The organism is Synechocystis sp. CACIAM 05, assembly GCF_010222815.1.
In the GTDB taxonomy this organism is placed as follows: Bacteria; Cyanobacteriota; Cyanobacteriia; order Cyanobacteriales; family Microcystaceae; genus Synechocystis.
In genome coordinates this window covers 1-13,218 of sequence record NZ_CP019225.1, presented here as the reverse complement: position 1 = coordinate 13,218, position 13,218 = coordinate 1, and the positions used below count along the sequence as shown (strand labels likewise).

Genomic DNA, 13,218 nt, shown 5'->3' with positions numbered 1-13,218 from the left:
GTGTGGGAGGACGTGACATGAAAACAAAATTAGTACGATTTGGCTGGACGATCGCCCTTGGAATAGTGATGGAAACGATGGCTATGCCCCTGGGGGCTCAAGAAATTATTAGTGAGCCATCCCCATCTGTGACAGTGGAACTGGATCAGGGGACATCGTTGGTACAAGTGCAGGAAGTGCGTCTAGAGCCATCGGGGCCAGGGTTAGAAATTATTTTGGTGACAGCGGGAGGGGCGATCGCCTCTCCGAACCTACAAACGGTAGGCAATGCCTTAATTATTGATCTTCCCAATACTTTAATGGCCTTACCTGGGGGCCAGGGGTTTGAAGAAGTGAGCCCCACTGCTGATATTGCGTTTGTCAGTGTTACCCAAATGAACGATAACCAAGTGCGCTTAGCTATCACGGGGGTAAATGGGCCACCGGAAGCGGAGGTAAAGCCTAACTCGCAAGGGTTAGAATTGCTGATTCGACCAGGGGGTGCCGGGACAACCGCCGAGATAGAGGAAAGTGAAGCCCTACAAATTGTGGTTTCCGCCACCCGTACAGAGGAGGAAATCGCTAATATTCCCCGGTCGGTGACGGTAATTGAACGGGCAGAAATTGAGCAACAAACCCAGGTTTACTCTTCCTTGGCGGATATTTTGGGTCAACTAGTGCCAGGCTTAGCCCCCAGCACCGGGAGTGCCAGTCAATTTGGCCAGGCTTTGCGAGGACGTAACGTTTTGGTTTTGATTGACGGTGTGCCCCAAACCACCAACCGTAATGCCTTCCGAGATTTGCAAACCATTGCTCCCAGTGCCATTGAACGGATTGAAGTGATCCAGGGGCCAACGGCCATTTATGGGGATGGTGCCACTGGAGGAGTAATCAACATCATCACCCGTGGTCCTGCTCCTGAGCCCTTCCTAGCCAGCACCCGCCTAGCCATTAACACCGATTTTGACAGTGTATCCAACAGTCTAGGGGGGATGGTGGAACAATATGTGGGCGGAACCCTTGACTATGCTGACTACGCTTTCACCGCATCCTATGAATCCGTTGGGGGATTTTTTGATGCCTTAGGTAATCGCATTCCCCCCGATCCCAATGGCCAAGGAGGAGTATCGGACACTAATAGCTTCAATGTTTTGGGTAAATTGGGCATCAACATGACTGACGAACAGCGCCTGCAAATTACCATTAATCATTTTCAAGCCACCCAAAACACTGATTTCACCGTTGATCCTAGTATTACGGCGATCGCCGGTAGACAGAGATCCCAAGCGATTGACGGGCTGGACCTTGATACCCCCCAAACCAGCAATAACACCGTAGTCAGCCTTGATTACAGCCACAGTAACGTCCTCAATGGCAACCTTAAGGGACAAATCTACTATCGTGATTATCTGACTAGGTTTTTCCCTTTCGACGGCCGAGCCTCCGTTAGCTTGGGCAATAGTATTTTTCAGTCTGAAATTGACTCCACCGAGTGGGGCGGCAGACTACAACTGGACACCCCCCTAACGGAAGAAAAAAATCTGCGCCTACTGTGGGGAGCGGACTACAACAATGAAAGTACCGCTCAGCCAGTGAACATTTTTGATCCAGTTACTTTTGATAGCAGTGGCGGTTTAAGCTATCGCAATACTGGTAAACGGACTTGGGTTCCATCTCTCAACCAAAACAGCCTGGGATTGTTCGGCCAATTAAACTGGCGGGCCAACGATTGGCTCACCCTACTGGGGGGCATCCGCCATGAACAGGTAGGCCTGTCGGTGGATGATTTCACTAGCCTGGGCGGCAATACAGTCCAAGGGGGTGACTTAAGCTACGATGCAACGCTTTTTAACCTGGGGGGAGTAGTGGATGTTACCGACAATATCAGCCTATTTGCCAGTTTTGCCCAAGGTTTTTCCCTGGCTGATGTGGGCCTAGTGCTACGCAATGCCCCTGTGGGTTTTTCCCTAGCCACTCTGCAACCGGAAGCCCAGCGGGTCAACAATTACGAAATTGGTGTGCGGGGCAATTGGCAAAATCTCCGCTTTTCTTTGGCGGGGTTTTATAATTCCTCTGATTTGGGCACGACCTTCACGGCTCCAGGGGAAATTTTGCGAGCACCAGAACGGGTTTATGGAGTGGAAGCCACCATTGATGCCCGGGTGGGGGAAAGTTGGCAGTTGGGGGGCACATTTAGCTTGTCCGCCGGCGAAATTGACCGCTTGAACACCGGCAACTATACTCCCCTCGATGGTTTTCGCATTGCACCGGTGAAGCTCACAGCCTATGTACAGCACCAAACCACCCCCGGTTGGCAAAACCGGCTACAACTCCTCTATTCTGGCGATCGTGATGTGTTTAGCAATAACACTGTTTTTGGCCAGCTCCCCGTCAGTAGCTATGTCACCCTGGACTACATAAGTAGGATCAATGTTGGCCCTGGGAAACTGGAAATTGGCATTGCTAATTTGTTAAACACTGACTACTTTCCGGTGGTGTCCCAACTCCAGCCCAACGAGTTGAGTAATGCCGCCGCCCGGGGACGATTTCTCCGCATTGGCTACATGTTTGAGTGGTAAATGCCTTTCCCTTCAATTTTTTTTGGGGGGTCAAACCTATGTTAGAGATCCAAATACCGTTCCAAATCATCTAGTAGCAGGTGGGCGGCTTGGATACCTCCGGCAGTGGTCCAAACCACATCGCTAACAGCGTACGCCTTACCCGATTGAACAACCTCCAACTTCTGCCATAGCGGATGGTTTAACCAAGGATTCGTTATGCTGCCGGGGGTTTGGTCCCCGCTATCTCCGGTATAGATGAAGTAAAACAGTGCATCAGCTTCCATTTGGGGAATTTGCTCGAAGGAAACATGTTCAGCAAAGCCATGGTTAGCTTGACTCGCCGGTCTTTCCAAACCCACTGCCTGCAAAATTTGACCGGGGAAAGAATTTTGTAAATAAATGCGGGCTCCCCTTGGCATAAATCGGACGAGGGAAATTGTTAAATCTTTTGCACTTAATTTTTGACGCATTTGGGCCACACGCGTGTCCCAATCGTTCAAAAGTTGCTCCGCTTCGGCTTCTCTGTCAAGGGCCTGCCCATAAAGACGTAGGTTATCTTGCCATGATTCACCAATGGTTTCTGAAAAAACTGTGGGGGCAATGGCACTCAGTGACTTATAAATTTGTCCCTGGCGCAACCGACTACCGATAATCAAGTCCGGCTGTAAGGCGACAATTTTCTCTAGGTTAGGCTGCATTTCATCTCCCACGATGGGGACTCCAAGCATATCCTTTGCTAAATATTCGTAGTAAGGATCTCCGGACCAAGATTTAACTGCCCCCACCGGGGTGACTCCCAAGGCCAATACCATATCTGTTGCTTCATTGGTCAACACCACTATGCGCTGTGGCTCATTGGGGACGGCCGTTACGCCCATGGCGTGGGCTATGGTGCGCTGGGTTAGGTTTGATTGAATGGTTTCCCCAGGGGAAAATTCAACGGGTACTTGTTTAGCACAACCAAATAGCACCAGGCAGAAAGTAAAAATTATTAGTTTACTTTTCATTTTAGGTGTCGGCTAACGGGTACACACAGAGGGGTGCCAGTGACGGGATCGGGGATGATGCGGCTCTCCAGTCCAAAAACTTGTCGTACTAGTTCTTCGTTGACGATCGCCTGGGGTCGTCCTTGGGCCAGTAGTTTTCCATCCCGTAGGGCAATCAAGCGATGACTATAGCGACAGGCCAAATTGAGGTCGTGCAATACCATCACAATCGTGCGTCCTGCTTTCCGGTTCAGCCAATGGAGTAAATCTAAAACTTCAATTTGATGGGCTAGATCGAGATAGGTGGTAGGTTCGTCTAACAACAAAATTTCAGTGTCTTGGGCCAGGGCCATGGCAATCCAGGCTCTCTGGCGTTGGCCTCCGGAAAGGCTATCAAGAGGGCGGTTGGCAAATTGATGCAAATCGGTGGTGGCGATCGCCTCTTCGACTTTCAGTTCATCTTGCTTTGACCATTGTTGTAACCAGTTTTGATGGGGATAACGGCCTTGGGCCACCAGTTCCCTGACAGTTAATCCTTCCGGGGCGGGGGGGCTTTGGGGCAAAATACCCAGACGTTTGGCCAATTCTTTGGTGGGCAGATGGGCGATCGCCTCTCCTTCTAAATACACGGTGCCGCCCTGGGGTTTGAGTAGCCGTGCCATGCCCCGTAGGAGAGTAGATTTGCCACAGCCATTTGGTCCCACCAGTGTGGTGATTTCCCCCTGACCAATTGCTAAATCGAGCCCTTGAATAATTAGGTGACTATCGTAGGCTAGGCTGAGCTTCCTGGCAGTGAGGGCAATGGGAGTGGCAACATCCAACATAGTTATTAAGATTAACTACTAATAAGATTAGGGATTATTGTAGAGGACTGGGGAACAAAAAAATGGATTTTAGTGGAGAATAGTCCTCTGGTAGATGTTTAATCACCATGGAGGGTGCTTGCGTTTTTCTGCAAATATTGCTTTAGTGACTATTAATTATTAAGAATAATTAGGATTAGTGGGAAATTTTTGCTTTCTAACTGAGCCGTAGGATTCACCATGGAAAACTATTACCTAAAAACAAGTAAATGAGGTCATGGGGCTATTGATTCCGATTTCGGTATAGGAGCCAGAGAAAATAGGGAGCACCCACGATCGCCGTAATTACTCCACAGGGAATTTCTATCGGGGCAAAAACGGTTCTACCAATTAAATCGGCCAGTTCTGTAATGCAGGCTCCAGTTAGGGCCGCAACGGGAATCATGCCCCCATGGGAGGGGCCTACTAGATGGCGGGCCAGGTGGGGAGCCATCAAACCGACAAAGCCAATATTGCCGGCGGTGGCCACACAGGAACCCGCTAGGGCCACACTGCAAACTAGTAAAAGACCCCGCATCCATTCCACCTGGCTACCCAATCCTCGGGCTAGATTGTCCCCTAGGTTGAGGGTGTCCAACTCCCGGGCCAATGCCAAGGAGAGGGGAATAAACAAGGCTAGCCAAGGCAGCAGGGGCAATAAATGTTCCCAACCCCGGCCATGGACACTACCAGTGAGCCAAACTAGGGCCTGACTAACCACGCTAATTTCCCCAAAGGTGACCATCAAACTGGTGAGGGAACTGGCTAATGCGGCTAGGCCAATGCCCACCAAAATTAACCGGACGGGGGCACTGCCCTGATTCCAAGCCAGCACATAAATGGCGATCGCCGCTGTTAAACCACCGCAAAAAGCGGCCACTGGCAGCAAGGAAGGAGAAATACCCGGTAGCAAAACGATGAAGGTAACCGCCACCAAACTAGCACCCGCATTGACACCAATAATTTCAGGGGCTGCCAAAGGATTGCGGGTAATGCCTTGCAAAATCCCTCCGGCGATCGCCAAGCCCATACCCACCAACAATGCCACCAAGGACCGGGGTAATCGCAGAGTGCGCACCACAAATTCATGGTCAGCATCAGTAGAGAGTCCAAAGATGGCCTGGAGCATCGCCAAGGGAGGGACAGGATATTCCCCCCAACTAATATTGAGAATAAATAGTAATACTGCTAGGGCAGTAAGTAATCCCATTACCAAGGGGATATGGCGATCGAGGCGAAACGATAGGGGTAAAGACCGGAGACGGACCACAATCCAAGGTCGAGGAGCAAGCATGGCACAAATGGAACAAACAGTTAATAAAATTCGGGATTCAATCAATTAGCCTGGAATGGCCTTGGGTTGTCTTTGGAGTTGACCCGTTAGGTTTGATTATTTAATTTGGGAGCGGGCAAGATAAATAAAAAAAGGTGCCCCCACCAAAGCAGTCATAATGCCCACTGGTAGTTCTTGCGGGCTGATCAATAATCGGGCGGCCATGTCAGCCACAGAAAGAAAAATTCCCCCCATCACCATGGCGTAGGGTAAAATCCATCGATAATCCACTCCGACCCCAAAACGAACCACGTGGGGCACAATTAAACCGACAAAGCCAATCGGCCCCGCCAGAGCGACGGCACTGCCCGCCAGTAACACCAAAACCGTTGCCGCCCCCAATTTTACCCAGGCCGTTTTTAGGCCTAATCCCTGGGCCACTTCTTCCCCAAAGGTCAGTAAGGTTAATTGCCTACCCAAACTAAGGGAACTGACCAAACCAACCATGATGTAGGGCAAAACCGCTGTTAAACCATTCCAATCTTGTCCCCCTAGGGAGCCGGCCAACCAAAAGCGAATATCGTCTAGGGTACGTTGATTGAGCAGGAGAATGCCGGTGGTCAAAGAGCCTAAAAAATAGGATAGGGCCGCCCCCGCAATGACCAATTTAATTGGGGTGAGACCACTGCGGCCAAGGGTTCCCAAGCCATAGACAACTACAGCGGCGATCGCCGCTCCAATGAAGGCAAATGCCCACTGGTTACTACCATCGCCACCAATAAATGTGGCCAGAACCACCGCTAAGGACGCACCCACATTAACCCCCAGAATATCGGGAGCTGCCAGAGGATTAAGGGTTAAACCCTGGGTAATGGCCCCGGCCACAGCCAAGGAGGCTCCCACCACGATCGCCAGAATGGCCCTGGGTAAACGTACCGTGCGAATAATTAAATGGTCAGTGGAACCGTCAAATTGAAATAGGGCTTGCCACACTGTTTGGGGACTAATATCCGCCGCTCCCAGGAGAATACTGGATATTAGACAGGCGAATAAAACCGTTGCCCCCAGGACAAGGCCCAAGGTAAGATAACCGGGAGATTTAGCTCGAAAATACAAGGGCGATCGCATAATGCATTGGAGAAAGGGCACGGATCTTTAGGTAGGGATTAACCTAATTGCCCGACTCCGTTCTTTACTTTAGTGAAGTTACTAGGAAAGATTATCAATAAAAGGGGACAACAGGAATAGTTCCCTATCTTGTCCATGGCGATCGCTGTTTATTTTTATCGAGCTGTAAACTTTTGGATTGCTTCTAGTCGAGAGGGCATCAATACGCATTCCTCTAGCAGAGCAAAATTTAAACCTGGAAGTAATTTGCTGGTTGAAGTTTCTTGGTAATGCTCGCCTTCTAGGGAGTAAATAGAAAATTTTCCGTCCTGCCACAGCCAAACCTCTTGAATGCCCAGCCGTTGATACTTTGCTAGTTTGCTTGGACTGCCACTGGTGACATTGGCCTCAATTGCCAAATTAGGATGCTTCTTTTTTTCACCAAGGTAGTAGGATTCATCCGGCTCAAACGATACCGATTTCTCCCTCGATTCACGGGTTGCACTACCAACTGGAAAAAATTCAATACCCTGAGAGAATAAATAATATTCAATCAAAAATCCGATTATGGTTTTGATGGATTCGTGGTACTCTCCCAGGGTCATGAACTCAATTACTCCGTCAAAATAGGTGATACGTAGCCCTGACCGTTGTTCCATCGCCGCCTGAATCGTCTTAAAATCTTCCCAACTATGACGACCGGGGAGGATAAAATTTTGACTTTCACTGAGAGTTAACGGAGAAGTGGCGACGCTCATGGGGACAGCCCTCTGCTTGGGTTGCACAAATGCTACATTCCCTATGTTAATCGCCCTCGGAGGGAAAGGCGATCGCCAAAATATATCCCCTGAACTCTTCTAAGGGGACTGCCAGGGTAAGCCTTTTGGACAATAAACAGTATTGAAGTTATGACCACCCCCGATCGCCTATTGCAACTGCGCCAACAACTCCAAAAAGCCAGCTACGCCTACTATGTACTGGATGCGCCGGTCATGGAGGACAGCGTTTACGACCAGCTTTACCGGGAACTGCAAAGGCTAGAGGCAGAAAATCCGGAGTTAATTACCCCCGACAGTCCGACCCAACGAGTGGGGGAGCAGCCGGCCAGTCAGTTCCGCTCTGTTGCCCATAATATTCCCCTCTACAGCCTAGAAAATGCCTTTAATGTGCAGGAATTACAACAGTGGCAAGAACGCTGGCAACGCATTGCCCCAACCATTGAAAAAGCTGAATACGTCTGTGAGCTAAAAATTGACGGCTCGGCGATCGCCCTAACCTATGAAAATGGTTTGTTGGTGCGGGGGGTCACCAGGGGGGACGGCACCACCGGGGAAGAAATTAGCCAGAATATTAAAACCATTCGTTCCATTCCCCTGAAGCTTAATTTGGATAATCCTCCCACAACGGTGGAAGTGAGGGGGGAAGCTTTTTTACCCCTGGAGGAATTTAATCGTATTAATCAAGAGCGGGAAGCCCAGGGAGAAAGCCTATTTGCCAATCCCCGCAACGCCGCCGCCGGCACCCTCCGTCAATTGGACTCCAAAATAGTCCACCAAAGACGCTTACAATTTTTTGCCTATACGCTCCATTTACCAGGGCAAGAAGACCAAATCCAAAGTCAATGGCAAGCCTTGGAATATCTCAAAAAAGCCGGCTTTATGGTTAATCCCCATTGTCAGCTCTGTAAAGGGTTAGATGGAGTAGTGGCATATTTTGAAGACTGGGAAGGCGCCCGGCAACGATTACCCTATATGACTGACGGGGTGGTGGTGAAAATTAATCAGTATCCCCTGCAAAGAGAGTTAGGCTTCACCCAAAAATTTCCCCGCTGGGCGATCGCCCTAAAATATCCCGCCGAAGAAACCCCCACCATAGTTAAAGCCATTGAAGTTAATGTAGGCCGCACCGGCGCAGTCACCCCCCTAGCAGTGATGGAGCCAGTACAATTAGCTGGCACCACGGTACAACGGGCGACCCTGCATAACCAAGACCGCATTCAAGAATTAGATATCCGGGTGGGGGACACCGTAATTATTCGCAAAGCAGGGGAAATTATCCCCGAAGTGGTCCGGGTAATGACAGAATTGCGCCCGGAAAACACCACCCCCTACATTTTTCCTTCCCATTGCCCCGCCTGTGGTTCGGTTTTAGTAAGACCATTGGAAGAAGCCGTCACCCGTTGTATCAATAGTTCCTGCTCCGCTATTTTGCAAGGCAGTTTAATTCACTGGGCTAGCCGCAACGCTTTGGATATCCAGGGTTTGGGAGAAAGGGTTGTGTTGACACTCTTGGAAAATCGGTTAGTCAACTCCGTTGCTGATTTATATGGTTTACAGGTGGAGCAGTTGTTAGGATTAGAACGTTTTGCCCAAAAATCCGCCGAAAAATTAATTGCCGCCATTGAAGTTAGCAAAAGCCAACCCTGGAGCCGCATTTTATTTGGCTTAGGTATCCGCCATGTGGGCCAGGTCAATGCCAAATTACTCAGCCAACAGTTTCCCACCGTGGAAAAACTAAGCCAAGCCAACATTCCCGATCTGGAAGGAGTCTATGGCATTGGCCCAGAAATTGCCGAAGCAGTGGTTAATTGGTTTCGCAACCCCGGTAATCAACAATTAATTCAAGATTTAGAGGAGTTGGGTTTAGTATTGGCAGACCAAGGGATTGACCAGACCAAAACTGACAGCAGCAAGTTAAAGGGCAAAACCTTTGTGTTAACCGGGACTTTGCCCAACCTTAGTCGCCTAGAAGCTCAGGAATTAATTGAACAGAGCGGCGGTAAAGTAACCAGCAGTGTAAGTACCAAAACTGATTATGTTCTCTTGGGAGATAAACCAGGAAATAAGGCCGCCAAGGCGGAAAGTTTGGGCATCAAGTTACTATCTGAGGCGGAGTTTTTACAATTGTTGGAGCCGTAGGAAACCAAATTGATTCTGCAATCAAAACAAATAAAAATAGTCGAGTTTAAGCAAAATTGCGATGGGATAGTAAGCAAAATTAATCCAATTCCAGCGCTATCCCAGTCCACTCCAGAACTTAGAATCCAACCATTGTTTTTTTTCTACCAGATCAACTTAGATAGGTGTAGCGTCGTAAACTTTGCTCGTAATCTTCCAATAAGCGCCGAGATTCCTCTAGGGTAATTTGTCCATTGCTCAAGGCTAACTCCGTATGACGCCGCAGGCCTTCGAGTAAATCATCGGAATCGTACTGAACATAACCCAAAACCTCCGTCATGGTATCTCCCCGCACCACCGATTCAATCTGATAACCTTGGGGAGTAGTGGCAATGTGAACTACATTAATGTCACCAAATAAATTATGTAAATTGCCCATAATTTCTTGGTAAGCACCGACTAAAAACATACCTAAATAGTAAGGATTGCCGTCATTTTCTAGGGGGTGAACTTCTAGGTATGACTTGACATCCCACAGGTCAATAAAACGGTCAATTTTACCATCACTGTCACAGGTTAAATCGGCTAAAATCACCCTTTGACTAGGTTTCTCATTGAGATGGTGAATGGGCAAAATGGGAAAAAGTTGATCTAAAGACCAGGATTCCGGTGCTGACTGGAAAACCGATAAGTTAACGTAGTAAATATCGGTCATTATTTTATCCAGCGCTTGAAAATCTTCGGGAATATACTCTAGTTGTCTGGTGATTTCAAAAATTTTACGACAACAAGCCCAGTGAATTTGCTCTGCTTGTCCCCGTTCCGTCAGACTTAAATAGCCGAAGTTAAAAAGACTACTAGCCTCCGTCTTTAATTGCAGAGCATCATGGTATTGCTCCTGGTATTGTTCCGCTGTAATTGTTTCGTAACATTCCCAGAGATTTTTTAGCAGGGGATGGGCATTTTCATCGGGGGGATGGGGTTCACTAAAGCCTGTTTGGTTGCTGCCGAGCACATCAAAAACTAGCACCGACTGATGGGCCATAATTGCCCGCCCACTTTCGCTCACAAGAATGGGAGGGGAAACCTGCCCAAGCTCACAGGCATCTTGAATGGCCGCCACAATGTCGTTGGCGTAGTTTTGCATGTTGTAATTTTTCGAGGCGGGATAGTTGGTCTTGGAACCGTCATAATCCACCGCCAAACCGCCCCCCACATTGAGGTAGCGCATTTTTGCCCCCAGCTTGACCAATTCCACATAGAGTTGGCTGGCTTCCCGCATAGCTTCTTTAATCAGAGCAATGTCCGAAACTTGCGTTCCCAGATGAAAATGAAGCATTTTCAGGCAATCGAGACAATTATTTTCCTCTAGACGATAAATTACGGTCACAATGTCCGGCATGGTCAGACCAAACTTAGCCCGATCACCGTTACCAGAGGAAATTTCCGAGGATTTGGGCGACTGACAACTTAACCGGGCCCGTACCCCCAACATGGGTTTAATGTTTAACTGCTGAGAGATGTGTAGTACCCATTCCAGTTCCCGTAGTTGTTCAATGATGATGATGGGACGATGGCCTAAGCGTTTGGCTAACAGAGCTGTTTCTAGATAATCCTGGTCTTTGTAGCCATTACAAATGATTAGGGGCTTGGTATACTTGTCCTGACGATCTAAGGGGGGTGGTAGAGTTGCGAGGGCAATCATCAATTCCGGTTTGGAACCTGCCTCCAATCCACACTGGGAAGTTTGCCCAAAGCGAACCAGGGCTTCCACCAGATGTCGTTGCTGGTTACATTTGACCGGATAAACCGCCTGATAGGTGTTGGGGTAATTGTAACGGGCGATCGCCTTGGCAAAACAACTATTCAACCGCTCTAGGCGATCGGCCAAAATATCGGAAAAACGAATTAATAGGGGTAAGCCGAGCTTTCTTTGCCGCAGGGCTTCCACCAGTTCCAACAAATCTAACGAACCGCCCCGATCGCCGTTGGGAGAGACGGTTATGTTACCAGCGGCATTAATGGCAAAATAAGGTGCCCCCCAGGCCTCAACCCGGTACAGAGCTTCGCTTTCTTCAATGCTCCAGGAGGCATTTTTTTTCTTGAATTTCTTGCCCAATGCTTTATCCGCCGGCACAGGTTCTTCCCCCATAATTCCTCTATCGAAGATGGATTAATTCTCTAGACTCTCTAATGGTAACTGCCCCGGACTCCCCGGTGATCGATGGCAATCAAGATCAGCAATCAGAAGATTACTCAGTCAAGCAAAAAGCACCCCCCATTGAAGGAGAGTGCAATTTGCAGATTATTCAATTGGCATTACACCAAGGAATTAACCGTTGATAGCAGGAGCGGTCAAAGCCACAGGAGCTTGCTCACCAGACGCTAAGTCGAGGGGGAAGTTGTGGGCATTGCGTTCGTGCATTACTTCAAAACCGATGTTGGCGCGGTTCAATACATCAGCCCAGGTGCCGATTACACGGCCTTGGCTATCCAAGATGGACTGGTTGAAGTTGAAACCATTCAGGTTGAACGCCATGGTGCTTACGCCCATAGCAGTGAACCAGATGCCGATTACAGGCCAAGCACCCAAGAAGAAGTGCAAGGAACGGCTGTTGTTGAAAGAAGCATATTGGAARATCAAMCGACCAAAGTAGCCGTGGGCGGCAACGATGTTGTAGGTTTCTTCTTCTTGACCGAATTTGTAACCGTAGTTCTGGGATTCAACTTCGGTGGTTTCACGCACCAAAGAGGARGTTACGAGAGAACCGTGCATGGCGGAGAACAAGCTACCACCGAATACACCAGCCACACCTAACATGTGGAAGGGGTGCATCARGATGTTGTGCTCAGCTTGRAACACGATCATGAAGTTGAAGGTACCAGAAATACCCAAGGGCATACCATCAGAGAAGGAGCCTTGACCAATGGGGTARATCAAGAATACGGCGGTGGCGGCGGATACGGGGGCAGAGTAAGCCACACAAATCCAAGGACGCATACCTAAGCGGTAGGAAAGTTCCCACTGACGACCCATGTAGCAGAAAATGCCGATGAGGAAGTGGAATACTACCAACTGGTAAGGACCACCGTTGTACAACCACTCATCTAAGGAAGCGGCTTCCCAGATGGGRTAGAAGTGCAAACCGATAGCGTTGGAAGAAGGTACAACAGCACCAGAGATGATGTTGTTACCGTAAAGCAAAGAACCAGCAACGGGCTCACGGATACCGTCGATGTCAACGGGGGGAGCGGCGATGAAGGCAATGATGAAGCARGTGGTGGCAGTTAAGAGGGTGGGGATCATCAAGGTACCGAACCAACCGACATAAATCCGGTTGTTGGTAGAGGTCACCCACTGACAAAACTGTTCCCACAAGGAAGCGCTTTCGCGCTGTTGGAGAGTCGTTGTCATTTGGTTATAATTCCTTATGTATTTGTCAATGTTCAGATTGGAACTGACTAAACTCAGTCTAAAGGATTAATGAGAGTTTTGTAAAGCTTTGTAACAACAAGTTAATATACACGAAGCTTATAAATGACATAAGTTTTGCTTTCTTGTAATTGTCGTTT

At 48.7% G+C, this 13,218-nt stretch carries 10 protein-coding genes; 3 read left to right on the top strand and 7 right to left on the bottom strand.

The features are described from left to right. Nucleotides 1–17 precede the first annotated feature (17 nt). Nucleotides 18–2,558: a TonB-dependent receptor domain-containing protein gene (locus tag BWK47_RS00050; RefSeq protein WP_269467710.1), complete on the top strand. Its 2,541-nt coding sequence runs from the start codon at nt 18–20 to the stop codon at nt 2,556–2,558. A gap of 41 nt (nt 2,559–2,599) precedes the next feature. Here the strand turns inward: BWK47_RS00050 and BWK47_RS00045 are convergent, their stop codons facing one another. The 5 genes from BWK47_RS00045 to BWK47_RS00025 form a co-directional block, all read right to left on the bottom strand. Beyond that, nucleotides 2,600–3,547, bottom strand: a complete 948-nt coding sequence (locus BWK47_RS00045; protein ID WP_162327086.1) for an ABC transporter substrate-binding protein — start codon at nt 3,545–3,547, stop codon at nt 2,600–2,602. Further along, nucleotides 3,544–4,350, bottom strand: a complete 807-nt coding sequence (locus BWK47_RS00040) for an ABC transporter ATP-binding protein (RefSeq protein WP_162327085.1) — start codon at nt 4,348–4,350, stop codon at nt 3,544–3,546. The genes BWK47_RS00045 and BWK47_RS00040 overlap by 4 nt, the downstream gene beginning before the upstream one ends. A gap of 262 nt (nt 4,351–4,612) precedes the next feature. Beyond that, a complete protein-coding gene (locus tag BWK47_RS00035; RefSeq protein ID WP_162327084.1) occupies nt 4,613–5,662 on the bottom strand; it encodes a FecCD family ABC transporter permease in 1,050 nt (349 codons plus the stop codon). Between the two features lie 96 nt (nt 5,663–5,758). Further along, nucleotides 5,759–6,790: a FecCD family ABC transporter permease gene (locus BWK47_RS00030; protein ID WP_162327083.1), complete on the bottom strand. Its 1,032-nt coding sequence runs from the start codon at nt 6,788–6,790 to the stop codon at nt 5,759–5,761. A gap of 134 nt (nt 6,791–6,924) precedes the next feature. Further along, nucleotides 6,925–7,533, bottom strand: a complete 609-nt coding sequence (locus BWK47_RS00025; protein ID WP_162327082.1) for a Uma2 family endonuclease — start codon at nt 7,531–7,533, stop codon at nt 6,925–6,927. 123 nt (nt 7,534–7,656) lie between these two features. Here BWK47_RS00025 and ligA point away from each other — a divergent pair, with 123 nt between their 5' ends. Further along, nucleotides 7,657–9,666 (top strand): NAD-dependent DNA ligase LigA, encoded by a 2,010-nt coding sequence (gene ligA / locus BWK47_RS00020; protein ID WP_162327081.1) that lies wholly within the window; start codon nt 7,657–7,659, stop codon nt 9,664–9,666. 151 nt (nt 9,667–9,817) lie between these two features. On the opposite strand, the gene speA is transcribed toward ligA, so the two are convergent. After that, the gene (gene speA, locus BWK47_RS00015) at nt 9,818–11,797 is read right to left on the bottom strand and encodes a biosynthetic arginine decarboxylase (RefSeq protein ID WP_162327080.1); all 1,980 of its coding nucleotides are present in this window, start codon (nt 11,795–11,797) and stop codon (nt 9,818–9,820) included. A 41-nt stretch (nt 11,798–11,838) separates the two neighbouring features. Here speA and BWK47_RS00010 point away from each other — a divergent pair, with 41 nt between their 5' ends. Next, on the top strand, nt 11,839–11,988 hold the full coding sequence (locus BWK47_RS00010; protein ID WP_162327079.1) for a hypothetical protein: 150 nt from the start codon (nt 11,839–11,841) through the stop codon (nt 11,986–11,988). Here BWK47_RS00010 and psbA read toward each other — a convergent pair. Continuing rightward, nucleotides 11,978–13,060: a photosystem II q(b) protein gene (gene psbA, locus BWK47_RS00005; protein WP_028949231.1), complete on the bottom strand. Its 1,083-nt coding sequence runs from the start codon at nt 13,058–13,060 to the stop codon at nt 11,978–11,980. The two genes, BWK47_RS00010 and psbA, sit on opposite strands and share 11 nt — an antisense overlap. Between the last annotated feature and the right edge of the window lie 158 nt (nt 13,061–13,218).